This is a genomic window from Flavobacterium defluvii, from assembly GCF_900129555.1.
In the GTDB taxonomy this organism is placed as follows: domain Bacteria; phylum Bacteroidota; class Bacteroidia; order Flavobacteriales; family Flavobacteriaceae; genus Flavobacterium; species Flavobacterium defluvii.
In genome coordinates this window covers 582,802-603,329 of record NZ_FQWC01000002.1, presented here as the reverse complement: position 1 = coordinate 603,329, position 20,528 = coordinate 582,802, and the positions used below count along the sequence as shown (strand labels likewise).

18 protein-coding genes are annotated in these 20,528 nt (G+C 33.7%); 2 read left to right on the top strand and 16 right to left on the bottom strand.

The window, feature by feature from the left end:
- Positions 1 to 29 precede the first annotated feature (29 nt).
- The 16 genes from BUC29_RS06855 to BUC29_RS06780 all read right to left on the bottom strand — a co-directional run bounded on the left by BUC29_RS06855 (position 30) and on the right by BUC29_RS06780 (position 19,417).
- A complete protein-coding gene (locus tag BUC29_RS06855; RefSeq protein ID WP_073414943.1) occupies positions 30 to 1,835 on the bottom strand; it encodes a glycoside hydrolase family 2 protein in 1,806 nt (601 codons plus the stop codon).
- Between the two features lie 147 nt (positions 1,836 to 1,982).
- Positions 1,983 to 3,167, bottom strand: a complete 1,185-nt coding sequence (locus tag BUC29_RS06850) for a glycoside hydrolase family 76 protein (RefSeq protein ID WP_084538595.1) — start codon at positions 3,165 to 3,167, stop codon at positions 1,983 to 1,985.
- Positions 3,168 to 3,225: 58 nt separating this feature from the next.
- Positions 3,226 to 4,350 (bottom strand): SusE domain-containing protein, encoded by a 1,125-nt coding sequence (locus tag BUC29_RS06845; RefSeq protein ID WP_073414644.1) that lies wholly within the window; start codon positions 4,348 to 4,350, stop codon positions 3,226 to 3,228.
- Between the two features lie 26 nt (positions 4,351 to 4,376).
- Complete coding sequence (locus BUC29_RS06840; RefSeq protein ID WP_139260423.1) at positions 4,377 to 5,999, bottom strand: RagB/SusD family nutrient uptake outer membrane protein; 1,623 nt, start codon at positions 5,997 to 5,999, stop codon at positions 4,377 to 4,379.
- An 11-nt stretch (positions 6,000 to 6,010) separates the two neighbouring features.
- The gene (locus tag BUC29_RS06835; protein ID WP_084538594.1) at positions 6,011 to 9,115 is read right to left on the bottom strand and encodes a SusC/RagA family TonB-linked outer membrane protein; all 3,105 of its coding nucleotides are present in this window, start codon (positions 9,113 to 9,115) and stop codon (positions 6,011 to 6,013) included.
- 473 nt (positions 9,116 to 9,588) lie between these two features.
- A complete protein-coding gene (locus BUC29_RS06830) occupies positions 9,589 to 10,614 on the bottom strand; it encodes a LacI family DNA-binding transcriptional regulator (RefSeq protein ID WP_073414638.1) in 1,026 nt (341 codons plus the stop codon).
- 114 nt (positions 10,615 to 10,728) lie between these two features.
- On the bottom strand, positions 10,729 to 11,673 hold the full coding sequence (locus BUC29_RS06825) for an ROK family protein (protein ID WP_073414636.1): 945 nt from the start codon (positions 11,671 to 11,673) through the stop codon (positions 10,729 to 10,731).
- Positions 11,674 to 12,144: 471 nt separating this feature from the next.
- Positions 12,145 to 12,720 carry a DUF4833 domain-containing protein gene (locus tag BUC29_RS06820; protein WP_073414940.1) on the bottom strand — a complete coding sequence of 192 codons (576 nt, stop codon included), beginning with the start codon at positions 12,718 to 12,720 and terminating at the stop codon, positions 12,145 to 12,147.
- Between the two features lie 13 nt (positions 12,721 to 12,733).
- Complete coding sequence (locus BUC29_RS06815) at positions 12,734 to 13,165, bottom strand: GtrA family protein (protein WP_073414634.1); 432 nt, start codon at positions 13,163 to 13,165, stop codon at positions 12,734 to 12,736.
- A 1-nt stretch (position 13,166) separates the two neighbouring features.
- On the bottom strand, positions 13,167 to 13,853 hold the full coding sequence (locus BUC29_RS06810; RefSeq protein WP_073414632.1) for a CDP-alcohol phosphatidyltransferase family protein: 687 nt from the start codon (positions 13,851 to 13,853) through the stop codon (positions 13,167 to 13,169).
- Between the two features lie 154 nt (positions 13,854 to 14,007).
- Positions 14,008 to 14,811, bottom strand: coding sequence for a phytanoyl-CoA dioxygenase family protein (locus tag BUC29_RS06805; RefSeq protein ID WP_244160783.1), 804 nt, complete (start codon positions 14,809 to 14,811; stop codon positions 14,008 to 14,010).
- 226 nt (positions 14,812 to 15,037) lie between these two features.
- The gene (locus BUC29_RS06800) at positions 15,038 to 15,823 is read right to left on the bottom strand and encodes an SDR family NAD(P)-dependent oxidoreductase (RefSeq protein ID WP_073414628.1); all 786 of its coding nucleotides are present in this window, start codon (positions 15,821 to 15,823) and stop codon (positions 15,038 to 15,040) included.
- A gap of 150 nt (positions 15,824 to 15,973) precedes the next feature.
- Positions 15,974 to 17,272 (bottom strand): glutamyl-tRNA reductase, encoded by a 1,299-nt coding sequence (gene hemA / locus BUC29_RS06795; RefSeq protein ID WP_073414626.1) that lies wholly within the window; start codon positions 17,270 to 17,272, stop codon positions 15,974 to 15,976.
- Positions 17,273 to 17,373: 101 nt separating this feature from the next.
- Entirely contained in the window at positions 17,374 to 17,961 is a 588-nt protein-coding gene (locus BUC29_RS06790; RefSeq protein WP_073414624.1) for a globin family protein, read from the bottom strand.
- 198 nt (positions 17,962 to 18,159) lie between these two features.
- Positions 18,160 to 18,999 carry a DUF5777 family beta-barrel protein gene (locus tag BUC29_RS06785; RefSeq protein ID WP_073414622.1) on the bottom strand — a complete coding sequence of 280 codons (840 nt, stop codon included), beginning with the start codon at positions 18,997 to 18,999 and terminating at the stop codon, positions 18,160 to 18,162.
- A gap of 28 nt (positions 19,000 to 19,027) precedes the next feature.
- Positions 19,028 to 19,417 carry an OB-fold protein gene (locus BUC29_RS06780; RefSeq protein WP_073414620.1) on the bottom strand — a complete coding sequence of 130 codons (390 nt, stop codon included), beginning with the start codon at positions 19,415 to 19,417 and terminating at the stop codon, positions 19,028 to 19,030.
- A gap of 170 nt (positions 19,418 to 19,587) precedes the next feature.
- Here BUC29_RS06780 and BUC29_RS06775 point away from each other — a divergent pair, with 170 nt between their 5' ends.
- Both BUC29_RS06775 and BUC29_RS06770 read left to right on the top strand, forming a co-directional pair.
- The gene (locus tag BUC29_RS06775) at positions 19,588 to 19,956 is read left to right on the top strand and encodes a hypothetical protein (protein WP_073414618.1); all 369 of its coding nucleotides are present in this window, start codon (positions 19,588 to 19,590) and stop codon (positions 19,954 to 19,956) included.
- Positions 19,957 to 19,970: 14 nt separating this feature from the next.
- Positions 19,971 to 20,510 (top strand): YceI family protein, encoded by a 540-nt coding sequence (locus tag BUC29_RS06770; protein WP_073414938.1) that lies wholly within the window; start codon positions 19,971 to 19,973, stop codon positions 20,508 to 20,510.
- Positions 20,511 to 20,528 lie beyond the last annotated feature (18 nt).

The following is a 20,528-nucleotide window of genomic DNA, read 5'->3' as shown; positions in this document are numbered from 1 at the left end:
ATTTTATATTGAGACCAAAGTGCCTCTTATTATTTAATGGAATTAATTACTTCCTGATTTATCTGCTTAACCTCAGAAAAATTCATTTTGTCGACTTTACGATCGTAGGTCATAAAACCGTTTACTTCGCCTTCTACATCTGTTGTCTGGGTATAAACTGCTGCTGAAAAACCAACTTTGGCAAGTGTTTTTAACTGCTCTGCATATTCTCTGTATTTGGCTGTGGTTTCGTCGTTGTTTTTAAATTGTGTGTAGCCCCAGTTTTTATCAGTCTGCCATAAATGTCCGGTAACCGGAAGTCCAATTCCTCCATATTCTCCTAAAACTGTGATTCTTCTTGCATCATACAATTTTAAATTTGGCTCGGGATAATGGTGAATGTCTAACATATCTCCGGTTTGAAAGTGATTCCCTCCGCTTGATGAATTTACTAATCGGCTTGGATCGTGATTTTTAGTCCATTCTGTAATTTCAACAGTTTTAAATTGTCCCCATGCTTCGTTAAACGGAACCCACACTACAATACTTGGGTATGAATACAAATGATCCATTATTTCTTTCCATTCTTTTTTGTATGTTTCTTCCGATTGTGCAGTTCTTTTTAGTTCAGTACCTTCAAAATATTTGTGCATCTGCCAAATTGGACCGTCATCACCGTTTGGCATATCCTGCCATACTAAAAAGCCCATTTTATCGCAATGTGTATACCATCTTGCCGGTTCTACTTTTACGTGTTTTCTAATCATATTAAAGCCTAACTCTTTTGTTCTGAGAAGGTCATATTTTAAGGCTTCATCGGTTGGTGCAGTATATAATCCGTCTGGCCACCACCCCTGATCAAGCGGACCAAACTGAAAACAATCTTTGTTATTTAACTGAATTCTGACTATGCCTTTATCGTCTCTTTTTGAAGAAATTTTACGCATAGCGAAATAGCTTTTCACTTCGTCGGTTACTTTGTTTCCGCTGATTAATTTTACTTTAATATCATATAAAAATGGTGAATCCGGTGACCATAATTTTGGAGTATTCAAAACAATATCTAAAGACTGGCCTGCTGCTGCTTTTTCCAGCGCAATTGTTTTTGCGCCATCAAATACGGTAATTTCAACAATATCGTTCGCAGCTGTTCCTTCAACTTCTGCATTTATATTAATAGTATTGTGGTCAATATCGGGTGTTGTTCTTAAATTGGTAATGTGTTTTTTGCTTACGGGCTCAAGCCAAACTGTCTGCCAGATCCCTGTTACTGGTGTGTACCAAATACTTTCGGGATTTTTAACTTGTTTTCCTCTTGGCTGTGTTCCGTCGCTAGTTGGGTCCCAAACTTTTACAACCAGTTTTTGGGATTTCCCATTTAGAAAAGGCGTTATATTGAAACTAAAAGGTACATATCCTCCTGTATGTGTACCAATTTTTATATCATTTATCCATACTTCTGCTTTCCAGTCTACTGCTCCAAAATGCAATAAAATATCTTTATTTTTCCAGTTATTATCGACTGTAAAATGGGTTTCGTACCATAATTCGTTTTCTGAACCTACTTTTTTCATTACACCCGAAAGACTCGATTCAACAGCAAAAGGAACAAGTATTTTTCCCTCGTAATCTTTTGGCGCTGTTTGTCCTGCGGGTTGTATGGTGTAGTTCCATAGACCATTAAGGTTTTTCCATTGTTTCCTTTCCATTATTGGTCTTGGATATTCGGGCAGTGTATTATTGGGATCTACCTGTTCTGCCCATTTTGTTTTTATTTTATCTCCCTGCGGTTTCCATTGCGCAAATGACGCAAGTCCTGCAAAAAGAAAAATTATAATTGTGATTTTATTCTTCATTGTATTTTTTCTAATTCTGGAAATTGTTTTTTGATAGCATTGTTTACCTGCAGTTAAAATAATTGCAGATTGTAGATATATAAAACCTGAAGGATTTTGATTTCCTTCAGGCATTACAAAAATTACTAAACAAACTACTTAAACTTATTAATCAAAAAATCCGTCTTTATCCAGCTTTGCCGCTGCTTCTATTAGCATAACTCCGCTTAACTGTGTTGTAAGATCTACATTTGCACCAGCAGAAGGTGCTGTTTTCCAGTTATTGCCAGAAAGCATAGTTGGTCTTAATATTCCTTTTTTATAAAATGTCTCTGCATTAAATTTCAGGAAAGCAGCAAATTTTTCAGCATCAGTAGAATTGATGGTTGGCTGCTCTGTCAATTCTGTAAAATAGCGTACTAAAATACCTTTAAACAAACCGCCGTCACCCTGACCTTCATCTCTAAGAAGTCCTTCTGAAACTAATTTCGGACTGGTTAAAACTGTTCTTCCGGATTTGACAGCATCATCAAGATAAGTTTGGTCGTTTGTAACTTTGTACAATCTTAAACCAGCGCCAATCCATGTTCCCATATTATAGGTAAAAACCCAGTCTTTATTGGTTGTAACTACTCCATTTGTTTCTGAAATGTTATCCCAAACAGCTCCAGAAACCGGATCTACAAGATTATTTTTCTGCCAGGCATAAATTTTCTTTGCCCAGGCTAAATCATCCGGATCGTTGTCTATTGCATAAAGTCTCATCGCAAGAATTACAGCAGGCGCGTTTGATACAGCATTTTTTTGTCTTGGTGTATCTTGTTTCCATGTTATACCGCCGCCAAAAACATTATCACTCCAGCTCAATTTAATTCTTTCCCATAAAAAGTCGGCAACATCTTTATATTCCTGATCTTTTGTTGCATCATAAGCACGAAGGCACGCATTAGCAAGCCAAAGCATATCATCATTAAAAACGTTATTATAAGTATTTCCGTTTTTAACTTTGATTCCCTGAACCAGTGCTTTCATTTTAGTTTTGTAGTTATCATTTCCGGTTCTCAAAAATCCGTCGACTAAAACATCTAAAACGTGAGCATTTGGCCAATAATTAAATGTACTTTTTCCGGTATTGTTCTCTACAAATGTGCCATTTGAACCTAAATAATTATTATATGTTGAAAGCTGTAAAGAGTCGGCAGTCTGCGCCCATGTGTATTTAAATTCTGGTGCGGTTCCTGTATTTGGGTCACGCAGCGGAATGGCTTCGTCATCGCAGGAGATGTTAAACAATCCTAATCCTGCCACGCACAACAATGTGACATAATATCGTGTTGAAAATAATTTTTTCATAATATTTTATTTAATAAACGTCTCTTAAAGAACATCTCCAAGAGACGTTATAGATTATTTATAAAACTGTAAAACTGTGAGTGTAGGCTGGTGAAGCGGCGCTAAAATTGATTTCTGCATTTACATTTTTGTTATCTACTGCAGAAGCAAATTTGAAACAGTTGTTCCAGAAATCACTCGTAACAGGAACCATGTACCAATAAGATGCTGCAACGTTTGCTCCATCTGGCCTGCTGTTGTCTCCGTTGATGCTTCCGTACCATTCTTCGCTTGTACTAGCTCCGTTTACTACTGTAAATTTGAATTTGTAACGCTCATCTCTACCCCATGATTCTTGTTTAAAACTTATCGCTTTGTTAGCCGCTTTCCAGATTCCTCCGCCTGAATAGGTATATTCAAAAAGGTATGAACTTAAAGGCGGGAACCACAATTCTATTTTTTTGATTTCTGTCATTGTTGTTGAACCATCGCTGAAATCAACTTTAATTCTGTACACTTTAGCATCACCTGCAAAAGTTGCTGCCCCATCTTGTTTCAATTTATTATCGGCAATATAGAAAACCTCAGGCGTACCATTTTTTCTGGTGATAAACTTGTAATTACCTGCACTTAGTTTTGTATAAATTTCAAATGTTGTAGCACCAATTTTTTTGAAAGCCTGTGCTGCAGAAACTGTTTCTCCATTTTCTGATCCGGTTCCTGTAATAAATAACTGGTCCGGAGTTGGGAATCCGCCTGGTCTTTGTACTTCAATGATATTTGAAACTGTCGACTTTTGCACATTTATACCTTTTGAAGAATAAACAGTCCACTTTAATTTTCCAATTGTTTCTGCTTCTATTCCTGCTAAAGCGGCAATTTTGTTTAATTCTGTAAAAGAAAGATTTAATGTTTTCTGAAATCCGTTTCCATCAGAAGGAACTACATAAATAGGTTTAGAAAAATCTCCGTTTTCTCGGTCAAAAACCACATCATAAAGCACTGCTCCATTATCTTCTGCTTTTGCACCTTCCCATTCGAAAACTGCAGAACTTTGAGCTCCAAGATCATAAAATTTGTTGTTTGCCGGAGCATAAAGTGCATTTACAGCACTCACATTGGTATGACTCATTTCGTCATTGTCGCAGCTTACAATACATACTGCACATAGTATTAATATTATTGTTGAATATAAACTTTTCATGTTTTTTATTTTTAGGTTAGTTAGTTTTACCAGTTTGGATTTTGAGATAAATTGGTGTTAATCAAACGTTCATCTCTTGGTATTGGCCATAAGTAATGTTTATCCGGATCAAAAGTTCTTAAGTTTACTCTCAGGTAACCATTATCTACAGATGAGATACCAAATTTTGCTCCGTGTGCATAACCATTCAGGACATTTTCGGCTATTTTCCATCTTCTAATATCAAATATTCTTAAGCCTTCCATACCAAATTCTGTACGGCGCTCATTTCGTATTACTTCTTTAAGTCCGGCTTGTCCTAAAGTATTGTCAAAAGCCAGCGCTGAAGCATCTGTAAAACCTGCCCGAACTCTTATTGGTCTTATCGTCTGGTCCCAAACTGCACTGGTCATTTGGTTAAGTTCGTTTTTGGCTTCTGCATACATTAATAATACATCTGCATATCGAATCAGCATTAAATTTAAACCTGACTGTAAAGAGGTTAAATGCTGAGTATCATAATATTTTCTGGTATAGTAACCTGTAGGTGTTGCAGAAGATCCTTGTACATATTCATCTGCCGCACTTCCTGTTGAAGATCCCGGTTTTATTGAAATAATACGTGTGCTTCCGTCTGCTTCTTTCCAGTTGTACTGATCATAAACTACTGTGGCCGTAAGTCTTGGATCTCTGTTAACGTAAGGATTGTTTTCATTGTATCCAGATCCAGATTCGTTAATTCTTTTTCCGTTTAACATTAAATAACTGTCTACTAATTCCTGTGTAGGAGCCAGTGCGTTTAATCTTGCTCCTGCAGAAAGCGGTGCCATGTCAAAAAATTCGCCCCACATTCTAAATTGTGGTACATATTGAAGGCTTAGGATGTCTTCACTGCTATATTCGTTTTGTGTTTGAAAAAGTCCTTCATAAGATGGAAATAAGCTGTATGATCCATAAGCTGAGGCCATCAGCTGCTCTGTAACCTGTACCACTTCTGCCCATCTTCCTTCATATAATAAAACTCTTGCTTTTAATGCAGCAGCTGCGCCCGAGGTTACTTTACCTCTATCTGCAGCAGCGTACTGGGTATTTTTTAGAAGAACCGGAATTACAGCATCCAATTCATTCAATATAAACTGAACTACATCTGCATGAGAAGTTCTGCTGATACTTGTAGCTTCCTGCAAAGAAGGATCTTTTTCTAAAAGCGGAATATCTCCAAACCAGGTTGTTAACTGAAAATGCTGAAATGCTCGTAAAAAGCGGGCTTCTGCTTTCATTCTTGCAATTACTGCAGGATCTGCATTTGGCACACGGTCAATATTTTCTAAAATAAGGTTACAGGTTTTTATTCCTGCATATCGATCGTTCCATTCTTCTTTGATTCGGCCTAAAGAAGGGTCGTAAATTCCTGCTGCAATTGATGCAGCACCGGCATTATCTCCTCTTCCGTTATATGCATTATCAGACAATGCTTCGTTGTAAAAGAAATACTGACTTTTCTGCATTTGCGAATAGGCTGTATTTAGAAAAGTCTGTGCTTTATCTGTGCTTGTCCAGTAGGTAGAATCTGTAAACTGATTCTCCGGAGCCTGATCCAGGTCTTCGCAGCTTGCCAGCAGCAAAAACAAAACTGGTATAAATTTTATATGTTTAAATATATTTTTCATTTTGATTTTTTTTAGAAGCTAATATCAAGTCCCATTCCATAATAAACCTGCGTAGGGTATGCTCTTCCGCTGTTTGCCCCCGATGTTGACATACTGTTGTTAAATTCCGAAAGCTCCGGATCAACAAATTTTACTTTTGATAATGTAAAAAGGTTTTGACCTGAAACATAAATTCGGAAATTGCTCATTCCTAATTTTTCGGCCGTATCATCTGGTAATGTATACCCTAATTGTACATTTTTAAGTCTAGCGTAAGCACCATCATACAAATACATATCTGATCCTCTTCTAAAATTATTTGTATTAGATTGTGTTCCGTTGTTTGCCAGTCTAGGATATCTTGCATCTGGATTTTGCGGAGTCCAGTAATCCAGCTGATGTGTGTACATTGTCATACCATAATTGTAGTGAAATGGTTCTACAAGTTCACCTCTAATCATCATGGTTCTTTTTCCTACGCCTTGCAAAAAGATGCTTAAATCGAAATTTTTATAATCTACATTGTAAGTAAGTCCGAAAGTGTATCTTGGAAATGGATTTCCGAAAATGAATTTATCATTATCATCAATTTTTCCATCTTTGTTAACGTCTACATATCTATTATCACCAGGCTGTACTGTAATTCCCGCAGGAACTGCTGCACCTTGAATTTCTTCTACATTCTGAAAATATCCGTCTCTTTTTAAACCAACATAAGAATTAAACGGAAGTCCTTCTCTAAGAATAACCTGAAGTTCTTCAACACCTGTAAGTCTTTCTTGTCCGTTGAAATCAAGTACTTTATTTTTAGAATCACCAAAATTAACTGTAACACTTTGGTTAAGCGATTTTCCTTTATGTCTGTATGTAGCGCTAATTTCCCATCCTCTGTTTCCAACTTTACCCGCGTTAAAGTCCGGAAGATCTGTTCCGTAAACACCCGGAACCTGTGGCGGCACCAAAATATCTGATGTTACTTTGTCAAAAAAGTCGAATGAAAAAGATAATGCCCCTTTAAAGAAATCGGCATCAAGTCCTGCATTAAAAGTTGCTGCTCTTTCCCACTGAATATCAGGATTTGCAAAATTATAACCTGTACCGCTTACTCCTGAATTATTAAATCCATACGCATTCTGGAAAGTAAAATATGTTGTCTGATACTGGTAATTACCAACATTTTGATTTCCTAAAATTCCGTATGAAGAACGTAGTTTAATGTTTCCGACATTGTTGCTGTAGCTTTCCATAAACTTTTCTTTAGTTAAAGCATAACCAACTGTTGCCGATGGAAAAAATCCCCATCTTACTTCATCTCTAAATTTTGATGAACCATCGTATCTAAAACTGAATTCTGCAAAATATTTATCATTATAATCGTAAGATAAACGTCCGAAAAGTGAATTAAGACTGTTTTTGAAAGAAGCAGGATTTCCATTAGGATCTGTTCCGTTTGAATTATAAGAATCCTCACCAATTACAGTTTCGCTTGTTGGCGTTCCCAAATCGGGATCTGTATATTTTTTATAAATACCCGTGCGGCGTTCTGAATGATTTTCATTTGAAACCCCAACTAAAGCACCAACATTATGATTCCCAAAAGCTTTAGTGTATTCCAGCATAAACTGAGTATTTAAATCAAGGCTTTTTTGGGCTTCATCTCTGGCATCTCGGTCTGCGCCATAAACACCTTGCGGAAAAAAGTTCACCATTTTAACACGGCTGTACAAGTTACCTGCCCATAAACGTCCTCCAAATACACCTTTAACTTTTAAAGCATTGGTTATTTTGTACTCTGCGTTAAAAGACCCGAAAATATCGTCATTATCATATTTTCTAAAGCCTCCCTGCTCTAATATACCTAATGAATTAAATTGCTGTAAAACATCATTTGTCAGGTAATTTCCGTTTTCATCTTTTTGTCTGTAATATAACGGAACCCTGAAAGCATCTACCATTAAAGTACTTGTGCTTGACGAATGATCGTTGATTAGCTGTTTTGAATACGCAATGTTTGATGTTAATTTGAATTTACCATATTCGTTTGTAAGGTTAATTCTGAAATTGTAACGCTCCATTCCCTTTTTAGGTCCAACAAAATTACTTTCGTGATCTAAATATCCAAAAGACACTAAATAAGTTGAATTTTCGCTTCCGCCAGAAATAGAAAGGTTTTGGTTCAGTTGCAACGCTGGTTTTACAATTTCTTTTGCAAACCATTCTGTATCGCCATTCGCTTTTAATTCAGCAATTTTTGCGGCTGTAAATACAGCTGTTGTTTCGCCAGAATTAAATGCTGCCTCATTTCTAAGCATGGCATTTTCATAACCATGCACAGGCTGAGTAAAGAATTTTGGAGTATTAAATCCTGTAAGACTGCTGTACTGAATAGACATAGGCTTACTTTTACTTCCTTTTTTAGTGGTAATAAGAACTACTCCGTTACTGGCTCTCGAACCGTATATTGCGGCACTACCTGCATCTTTTAATACCGTTACACTATCGATATCTGCCGGATTTAATGCATTAATGTCGCCGCCTACTATACCGTCTATCACTATAAGCGGACTATTATTTCCTAAGGTACTAATACCTCTAATATTAAGGTTTACTCCTGCTCCAGGCTCAGAATTGGTCTGCTGAATAGTTAAGCTGGGAGCTTTTCCTTGTAATGCCAGTGTCGTATTAACACTTGGTCTTCCTTTAAAAGCTTCGTTATTAACCTGATCGACGGCACCTACAACTTTTCTTTTCTTTTGAGTTCCGTACCCTACTACAACTACTTCATCCAGTGCCGAAACATCCAGATCCATAGCTACATTAATAATACTTCTATTGTTTACTTTTACTTCGACTGGTTTGTAGCCCATCATAATAAACTTCAAAGAACCAGTACCATTTTTTAATTTGATTGTATAACGTCCGTCAAAATCTGCATTTACCGCATTTCTGGGATCGCTCGTGTCTACTATCGAAGCACCAGGAAGAGATAAATTGTCGGATATTGAAGTGACAACTCCAGTAACCTGGGTCGTTTGGTTTTGGGCGGCGGCATACTCATACCCGCCGCAAACTAGAAGAATTGTGAGAAAGAAATGCAAACCGCGCATTCTTTTCTTCCTGCAGTTTAATAATTTCATGTTGAAAAATTTGGTTAGTTAGTTACACTACATTGATAACAATAACTCAGAAATCAGTTTAAAAAAGTTTTCCGGTGGTTGGCAGTATTTAATTTTTGAATCAAAAGGTCCGGCATCTTTCAATTATGAAAAATCTAAATACTATGTTAAAGTTATCAACTAAACAAACATACTAAAACGTTTTAGTATAAAAAAACTTTTTTTACTAAATATAATTTTATTGTTAATTTTATAAACTTTGAATTTATTTTAGAGGAAAAAATAAATAATCTTCAATAAAAAATAACGAAAACATTATAATAACTGTTAAAGGAAATTATAGAAAAACTAACATTAGATCATAATAACTAAAATTATAACTGCAATTCATTAAGCAAAAGGCACAAAAAAATCTGAGAATCAACGAATCGGTTGAAACTCAGATTATTTATGCTTTAAATTTTATGACTGCTAATGAAGAAAGGGCAGAAATATTATTTCATTATAGAAGACTCACGTATCAATAATTCAGTTTTTAATACCACTTTTTGAGGAATTTCACTTCCCTCCTTTTTCTTTAAAAGCGGCAGCATAAGTTCCATTAATTTAATACTAATTTCAACCAGTGGCTGAGATACAGATGTTATAGCAGGATCGTATATTTTAAACATATCATTGTCATCAAAAGCTATTATTCCTAAATCTCGTATCAATTTTGAATCTTTTTCTTTGAGAACTTCCAATCCGCTTTGTGCCAGATAATTGGTAGCAAAGAATAGGGCATCTAGTTCAGGATGATTGTTTAAAAAATTATGTATATAAGCTTTACCTCTTCCTTTTATAATTTCATTAAACGGAATTTGAAGTGTATGAGGTTTTAACCCATTTGTTTTTACAGCATCTTCATAACCTGACAATCGTCCTCCCATCTGACTCTGATTTACAGCCGTTGTAATAAAACCTATGTTTTTAAATTTATTATCTATTAAATGCTGTGTTGCATCAAAAGAAGCCTGAGCATTATCAATAACTACACTGCAGCAGTCCAGTTCTTCAAAAAATCTATCGAGAAGAACAACAGGAACACCATCTTTTAATAATTCTTCGATTGTATCTTTAATCCCTGGTGATGGTACAATAATAAAGCCGTCTACCTGTCTAAAATTAAATAAGGTAATAAGTTCGTTTGATTTTTCGTCGTTATTTTCATTACTGCAAAAAATTACCTTATATCCTTTATCATATGCAATGTCTTCGAAAATGCGGGCAAGTTTTGAGAAGAAACTATTTGAGATATCTTCGACCATAAAAACCAATAATTTTGATTTGCCGGTACGAAGACTTTGTGCGACTTGGTTGGGTCTGTAATTCATTAATTTTGCATAATCTAAAACTTTTTTAGTAAGCTCTTTAGAAATATGCTTTTCTTTTGCTTTACCGTTTAAAACAAATGATACTGTAGTTACAGAAATATTAAGCTCACTTGCAATATGTTTTATAGAAACAGGTTTTTTTTTCATTTCAAATTATTTTAACCAAATCGTCATTTGAATTCAAATATAGTAAAAGTTATAATTGTCTTTTAATCGGTTTAACATAACAGTTTATATATTAATTCTAAACCCGTTAAATAATTAAAATTGTGGAAGATCATTCTTTATTTTCTCCCAGAATATTTCATTGAAAAGATACGAAGCACCAATAATTCCTGTTTCCTCTGTATTTTCAACTATTTGTATATATAGATTTATTCCTTTTTGCTTAAAATTCTTGTTTAAATCAGACAGGAACAAATGATTACATTTGGCTATATTTCCTCCAATTATCAACATATCAGCTTTAAAATCATGTATATAAGGAGCTAGAAATTCGCTTAAATTAAAAGCAAAATCCTCAAAAACTTTACCAGCTTCGTGACTATTTAGACCAGCCAGCTGCTTTACTCCATCTTTTAATTTCTCTCCTGTTCTTTTTTCATATTGATTGACAAACCATCTTGTCGAAAAATAATTATCAGCAATATCGTTCCTGAATTTCTTGTCCCATAAGCATCCATTTTCGGGAATGTTTTCTCCGTTTGTAACCGGGAGATTATTTTCCAAAAAAGCCGCACCAAAACCTGTTCCTAATGTAATGGCAATAACTTTTGCTGAAACAGATTCATTTGTAAACTTAAGCGCTCCGCCAATACCAAAACAAGACGCATCATTTAAAAACCGAAATTCTACATTCTTAACAATTAAATATTCTGTAAGCTCATCTCCTATTGATACATTATATAAGGATTCGTATTTTTCATTTCCTTCAAACATAGCAACTCCTGTACTGTATATAAATGGACCAGGCATTGAAAATGCTATTTCAACTGTATCGGTTTTACTGGCTTCATTTGTATTATGCGCCGCGAGAATGGATTGATTGATAATATCTGCCCATTTTTTTAAAACAATTTCTTTGGAAGCCTGACTATCAATAGATCCGCTGCAATAGGTGTTTTTAATTATTCTGTATCCATCATTATGAATTGCCGCACTGCTAATATGGCTGCCGCCTATATCGACACCTATCGTTATTGACATCTGTTTTTGTTTTTGGTTATTAAATTCGTTTGAAATTGTTTTTATTTATTTCAAATTACTTTGGTAAAACACATTTAGAATGAGCCAAACCTAAATAAAACGATTCAAAAACTGCGATACTTTATTATCAAAAGAATGTACTATTTACTTCATAAAAGTACAGATCCGGCAGTTTAACTGACAGATTTTAAAAAACCACAGTACTGATTTTAATTCAATATTTTAACTATTTAAAAATGATATTATCTATGTAATAGTCCTTTAATAATTAAAAAATAAATTTGAATCTTAAAACAAATATACTAAAACGTTTTAGCAAACAAAATTTAATTTACCTTTTTTAAAATTTTAACAATATGCATATTTATTTACTGAGCAGTTGAGTATTAATGCCCAGATGACATTAAATTTATAGGTTGAAGTATTTAGTTTTAAAATCACCCTTAAGGCAGGCTCAAGAATTCGGGCATCTTATTTTAATAGTATTCTTTCGGTAATGGTTTTGTTTGAAGTATCAATTCCTGTGACTTCGACATACTTTACGTTGGGCAGCCAAAAAGAGCCTCCTTCAATACGCACAAATATTTTTTCTACTTGTATTCTTTTCTGGTTTATATTTACAAAAACATGATATTTTTGATCTGAATCTATTTTTTTGAGGGTTAATTGTAACTTTTTATAGGATACAAACTGAAATTCAAATTCTTCATTGTTTAAGATTTTACTTTCTATACCATATGCAAATTTGCGTTGTATATAATTAAAATCTTTTTTTTCTCCTTTTTCGGCATATCGAATCCAATATGCTTTTATAGGATCGCTCTTGTTTATTTTTCCATTTTCCTGATAATTTAGGGCATAAATAGCCGTGTTTATATTGGGGTCCCGCTGAACGTAAAACAGCATATTATCTATGTTTTTAGGTGTCGGAAAATTTAAGGGTGATGGATTTTTGGATTGCGCCAATAAATTTTGAGAAATCATATTTACTAAAATCGTTATAACGATTAGTAATTTTCTAAGATATTTAAATGATAATTTGTACATAACCGAAATTATTCTAATTGGATTCAATTATATTCTGCTTTTCATTTATCCTAAAAACCCAATATTTAATTAGTGGATAATTAAAGCCATAAGAAACAAAACTATCCGTGATTAACCTTCCGATTTTATAATCGATTTGAAATACTTTTTGCAAAACAAGTGTACCAAATGATTTTAAAGAAATGCTCCCTAATACAACCAAAGCAAATTTAAAAAGCTGGCTATTAATAGGATTTCTGTAACCAGCCTGGTTTTTAAATACCCAAAACCGATTGATGCTGAAATTGATAATTGCACCAACAGTTCCGGAGATTAGAATAGAAAAAGTAAAATGAAATTTGAATACTTCTGTTAATAAAATCATTAAGCCATAATCCGTAATACCGCCTATAAATGCCGCAACTTGTGCCTGTAGAAAAGTAAAAATAGATTTTTTCCTGAACATATCAGTATTGATTTTTATCTTTTAAATCACCTAATTTTAAAAGCTTTATGCTGTCTATAGTATTAATTATAAATAAAACAACGGTGATTAAGCCAGCCAAATATGTTATTGATCCGTGAAATAAAACTTCTGCAATTAAAATTAACGCAATAATAAATCTTAGTTCTGTTGGGCCAACAAAGCCAGAATCTATAGTGTATTCATTTGTAATTTTGTATTGTAACTGACTTATAATGATAGACCATCCATACAATGCGACAAAAGCAAAAGCTACTATTTGTGTGCCGTTTTGAGCATAAATATAGTAGCCAAAACCTATAAGCACAATACCAATCCAATCGGCAATAATATCGAGTGCAAACCCATACCAGCGGCGCGGAGTATTTCTATAATACGCTAATCTTCCGTCTAAAGAATCACCTAACCAATTTACAGCCAAACCAATAATACCCAAAAGCAAATACCAATTTGTTGCATAAGTCCCTAAAACAAAAGCTAAAAAAACTACTCCCGAGCCAAGTGTACCAATTAAAGTAAGTACGTTTGGCGAAATGAATTTAGGAACTTTTGGAAGTAAAAATACAATCGTTAACTGTTCTGCTCTTTTTAAGATATTGGTTCGCTTACGGTCAGAAAATGTTCTCTGCACAATTGTACTATAAACTTCTTCTTGTGTTTCTGTTCTCATTAATACCCTAATTTTAGCAGGCCTAATAGTATAGCCAATTCTATTTTTTTGATCTTAAAATTTATTTTTCCGTGCGTATTTCTAAAAAAATCGGTCGTTCTTTTTAGTTTACCTGATCTAACCAGATAACTAAATGCAATAATAAACAGCATAATTATTTAACAATACCGGCAAAACGTTGATAGAAAACTGTTGGGCTGTTCTCATTTTTAGGAGCGTATTTTCCTGCTATAATTGGAATATAAATAACTCTCCTTCTGCTTTCTTCGCCACGGATAGATGATTCTGCAACTCTGTGCCACAAACGGCCATCGTGTATGGTTAAATCTCCCGCCTCCGGATTGATGGAAACTTCCTCCGAATCGGCTTTATGATCCAGAAAGTATTTTTTTCTAAAAAGCATTTGGTAAATACTCTGCTTGTGAGTACCCGGAATAATTTTAAGGCCGCCGTTTTCGGGTTTTAATGTACTTAAATGTATACCAACATTTAGCATTGGGTTTAATTTTGTACCATAAAAAATATCCCTCAAACCATCGGTATGCCAGCCCATTTTAGTAAACTTACTTTCAGGCCCATTGATATAATGATTAAAAACCATTCCATCTTTTTCTTCAGTACCTAGCCTTGCGCCATCGCCTGCCAATTGCAATAAACTATTCAGTCTTGGGTCAAGTAAAAGACCACTTAAAGTTTGATGATGTTGGTTGATAAAAGCAAAACGCTGTACAATAGGAGAACCATCCAAATCTTTTCCATATTTAATTGGAACACCATTTATTTTTTTAACGTCATTGTCAATCCATTTTTGCTCGACTTGTTTTGAGGCATCGATTATTGATGAAACAGTTTCCGGATTTATGAATTTTTTGAAATGGATGAAACCATATTCGTTAAAAAAGTTGATTTGCTCATCAGTTAACTGATTAGTAAGTGTAAAGGTTTTATAAGATACCATGATAAATAGATTTAATAAATGAAAAATAGAGTTTAAATTTTACCTAAAAGTTTAGCAGCAGCAACAACAGCAACAACAATACATTCGCATACTTGCGTGTATTCTGTTTTCAGGGAAATCAAACATATTTCTTTTATTAGACATATTCTATCGAATTAGTAGATATTGTAAATGTAATATAATTTCTTATTTACAAGCAACATTTTTCATTTTTTTTTGAAAAGATTTAAATTTTATAAATTCCGGCAGCTGTTTTTTCTATAAATGCCTTTGGCAGTATACGATTAGCATAAACAGAAATGAAGTTTATAAACCCCGGAATAACTTCAGATTTTTTATTGAACATAGCTTTTACGGCCATTTTTGCAACTTCATCTGGCTGCATATTAAACTTTTCTGCCATTTTTCCAAGGGCATCTAAACCAGCTCTAGAAGCAAAACCAGTATCAACCGGGCCAGGACTAAAACAGGTTACCGAAATTGAAGTTTGGGCAAGTTCGTAGCGTAAAGCACGGGTAAACGATAAAACGAAAGCCTTTGTAGCTGAATAAACAGCGAGCGTAGGAACAGCCTGATAGGCTGCTGTACTGGATATATTTAAAATATAAGCTTGTTTTTGTTGTGAAAGTATGGGTACTAATAAATGTGAAAGTTCTACCACTACATTCATGTTAAGCTGCATCATGCCAAGCTGATCGCTTAGAGAAGATTTACTAAAATCACCCCACACACCATAACCGGCATTATTAACTAAAAAACCAACCGGATAGTTATTCATTTTTATCCAATTGGTTACTTTTAAAGATGCCTCTTTTTCCGAAAGATCAATTGATAAAAAAGGAGCATTTATGCTGTAATTTAATTGAAGATCCTGAGATAATGCTTTTAATTCCTCGCCGCTTCTTGCAATTAGCAATAGCGGATAACCCTTTTTGGCAAATTCAAAAGCAATAGATTTTCCAATTCCTTTGCTGGCTCCAGTTATTAAGGCATACGATTTAGCTTGGCTCATTTTATAAATTTAATCCTCAAATATAAAGATTAATTGTAAACCGCCGGAGTAATTAAATTGTTTGATTTTTTAATTTGCTTATTGGTCTGGAAAAATCATAGGTTCTATTTCAATTGAATTCGGGAAATTAAAAAGCTTGCCTTAGATGTTTTATGAAAGATTGATTTTGTACTTTTCTTCTACTGAAGACTTATTTGGTGCAAGCTCCCCTATTTGAAATACTTTTTCTATAAATTCAATACTTTGATCCAGTGAAGTATTTTCATTTTTTAAATGACTTGCAAAATGATTTGTTATTTTTTGAATAATTCTCGAACTGATTAAATCAATCTGAACTTCATCTAAATTGATTGCTTTCTTTTTTTGAACAGCAAATTCAGCTGATACAATATCATTTAATTTCGCTTTTAGAGCATGAATAGTTGGAGCACATTTTCGGCCATTAACCCAGGTATTCAGTTCTAGTTTCATATCATCAATAATAGCTTCTGCAGCAGGAATGTGCTGTTTCCTTCTTTCCAGTGTATCATCTGTAATTTGAGATAAATAATCTAAATGAATTAAAGTTACACCGGATATTTCTTCTACATTAGTATTTACATTCCTTGGAATAGATAAATCCAGAATCAATAATGGCTTCTTTATATTCAGTGAGGTTTTGTCAATAGTTGGATTTTGTGCTCCTGTTGCTACGATTAGCACATCGGCCTGTTGTAATTCTTCTTGCAAATTGGTATAATCTTTTACAATAACATTGAGTTTTCCGGCCAATACTTCGGCTTTGTTTTTTGTTCTGTTAATAAGAGTAATATGGGAGTTTTTAGTATGTTTTACTAAATTTTCACAAGTATTTCGGCCAATTTTTCCTGTTCCGAATAACAAAATATTTTTGTTTCCAATGTCTTCTACATTCCGAATAATATATTGCACTGATGCAAAGGAAACGGATGTTGCTCCAGAAGAAATTTTAGTTTCTGTTTTGACTTTTTTACTCGCCTGAATAACAGTGTTTACTAAACGATCCAGAAAGGTATTTACCAAACCTTCTTGTTTGCTGTGATTAAATGCATTTTTAATTTGACTAATGATTTCAAAATCGCCCAGAATCTGACTGTCTAAGCCTGTTCCTACACGAAACATATGATTAACAGCTTCTTCATTCTTATATATATAAGCAACTTGTTGAAACTCTTCGACAGAACCATTGCTGTTTTCGCAAAGTAATTTGATCAACTCATAAGGGTGACGGGCAAAACCATAAATTTCAGTTCTATTGCAAGTAGAAGTAACAATTAAGGATTCTATACCTTCCGCTTTGGCTTGCATTAATAAATCAGATTGTGCTTTAGTATCCAAACTAAATTTTCCTCTAATAGCTGCATCTGCTTTTTTATAACTTAAACCTAATGCATAAAAAGTTGTGGATCTGGACATGTTAAAATTTTCCATATTATACTTCCCTTAAAAATTCAAAAAATTACTTACTGATGTGGCATTCCAAATAGTTTAAAATTAAAACGCTACCATTTTCAGATAGCGTTTTATGATAATTATTTTTGAACTATAGGAGCTCTTAATGATTCTAAAACAGCAACTATATCAGTATAAAGTTCTGTATTTGAAGCAACACCATTTGCATTGGCAGCAGCACCAACATATCCTTCAAATTTTGTATAATCTGCATTGCTTGATTTTGTCCCCATACGAGGATTTTTTGCAGGATCGTGTGCTGCAGACATACTCAAACCGGAATATATATTTACAGAATTTGTTCCTCCAGTATTATACGAGAAGAAATCAGTTAAATTATCTGATAATTTAGCAATATTGGTAGACTGAGTAGTTCCAGTTTCTGCTAATAAAGGAGCAAAATGGGCTTGCAAATTACCTGAAGCATTCGATTGAATATCAGCAACGATTAAGCCAATAGTTGAATTTACCACTTTACGGAAACTCAAACGTCCCTGTTCGATCATTTGACCAGAGTTATCAGGATCTGAAACCATTTTAGTTCCGCCTAATCTTTCGTAAATTGAAGGTTTTGCAGCTGGTTCCGGTGTTTCATCATCATTATTACTACATGAAATAAGAGATGCGGCAAGTAATACACTAAGTGTAATTTTAGAATAAATTTTCATAAATTAAGGATTTAAAGGGTTAATTAAAAACGGTTTATTATAAAAATTCCTTTTTGGTTTTTTTATCAATTTTTAATATGTTTTTAACACTATCTACGATTACTTTATCTGTACGGTTTTAAAAATAGTTGCAAATACATCAATTTAGAATTATTTTAAATACAGAAATAACCTAATAATTTGATTATAAAGAAAATCCTAGAATACTCTGGATAGATTAAATCCAAAGAATATATCACCTTTTGTCCAGTCACCAGTTGTTCTGCCTAGATATCCGGCTTCATCAATTGCCTGAGAACTGGTAAAATGCATTTGAAAAACGTGTCCGCCGGTTTCTAAATCAAAACCTATAGATAGTGGATTTTTATAAAGAGAATTTGGTGCCCTGTTTAAATGCGCTGCATAGTCCATATTTAAAGACCAGCGCTTAGCAAATTTATATCTGCCTCCAAACCCCACGGCATATTGAGAATTGCTTTGATCAATATCTTCAACAAAATTTTGATGAAAAAATGACGGGACAATTTCTAAAGATAATCTTTCAGAAAATTTTCTTGAAATTAACAGCTGTGCCACATAAGTCAGCCTGTCTTTAAATTGAAGTTTGGGATACAAACTTTCTTTCAACGTGTTGTTAATTGACAAACTATTAAATCCGGCGATAGTGACAGGAAAACCATCTTTTATTTGAGGAAACAACATATATTTTGTTGCAAAGTCATAAGCAAATTCGCTTCTGGCTGCACTTACGTTAAATCCATTTGTTATACCATAAATAAATTTTATTTGCGTATTGGCATTATCCAATCCGTAGAAACCTTCAAAACCATCTTTAATAGAACCAAATCGGTGTGCAACAACAAAATACAAATCGCCTTTTGCAGCCAGTTTTGTAGATTCCAGATTAACAATCTTTAGCGCTTTAAATGCAGATGTCACTTTTTCTTTTGTAGCAGGCGTTTCTACACCAGACAACAAATCGGTCTGCGAAAAGGTTAACAGCGGAAATAATAAAAGTAATAAAATGAAATTTTTCATGAGGTTAGTTTTTAAATTGTTAATGGTATTAGTGTACAACTGAAGATTGGTCTATTTTAAATTCCTGAAGCAATTCGTCATATCCTAAAAAACGTCCCTTAATTTTTAGGCTTTTTCCGGATATAATATTTTGCGGCAAACCATTTTTGAATGTCACAAATATTTTTTCGCTCATAACAATCCCATTACCTGCTTTGTCAATACTTGTTACAGGTGCGGTTAATTCAATTGTTTTGTCCTGATATTTAATGTTAGCCAGACTGTCGTTTGAAGCAAACTCTTTTTCTAGTTCGTTAACGGTTACAACATAATCGGCAGTTTCTGATTCTATATCCCTATGCCCTTTGTAGATGTAAAGGCAAGCTGAAATTCCGATTAATATAAAAAGTGAAATGGCAATTAGTATTTTTTTTCTCATAACTGGTTTTTAGTATTTGGAATTATCTACGTTAAAAAACACCTATTGGATTTCAAGTATTAAATATCCATTCCTGGTAAATCTGTATTACCTTTTTCAACGTATATAATTTCGAAATGCTTTATAATTCTTAAAAGCATCTCATTTTTTATAACTAAAAAACCAATATCATGAATGTAAAAACCCTTTTCGTCATCTCTTCATTAGCTTCAATTTGTGCAAGTTGTGCCAATGATGATCCAAGTACCTTAACTGAAAACACACCGATTAATGGTTTGGCAACATACAATCAAAATGTAAAATCCATTATCGATAATAATTGTATTGTATGCCATGCAGCAGTTCCTAAAAATGGCGCTCCAATGTCTTTAGTTACTTATGATCAGGTTAAAAATGCTGTTTTAAACAGAGGATTGCTTACACGAATTTCTTTAGAAAACGGAAATAGTGCATTAATGCCTCAGGGCGGGCCCAGACTGCCTCAAACTACAATTGATATTATAAATAAATGGAATCAGGATGGATTATTAGAAAAGTAATCTATGATATGAACATGAAAAAAATCATAATAATGCCAATGATATTGGCTTCTTTTATTGTTTTTTCGCAAGAAAAAATAATAACAAAATCGGCAACATTAACTCTTGAAGCTTCTGTACCTTCTTTTCAACCGGTTATGGGAACCAACAGCAACGTAACTTTTGTTTTAAATCCCGCAACAGGAGAATTAGCCAGTCTCGCTTTAATGAAAGGATTTCAATTTGAAATGGCATTAATGGAAGAACATTTTAATGAAAATTATATGGAAACCGATAAGTATCCAAAAGCCATTTTTAGAGGACAAATCGAAGGGTTCGACATGAAAAGTCTAACAGAAGATTATAAAGATTACCCTGTAAAAGGAAAACTAGAAGTTCATGGAAAATCTAAGGATATAAATACTTATGCAAAAATTACAAGATCGGGTTCCCGAATTACTTTTATTTCTGATTTTGAAGTAAATGCGAGTGATTTTAATATTCCAATTCCAACACTTATAAAATATAAACTGGATAATAAAGTCAAAATTCAAATTATTGCGGTTCTAAAATAGAACTAAACAAAACAGAAT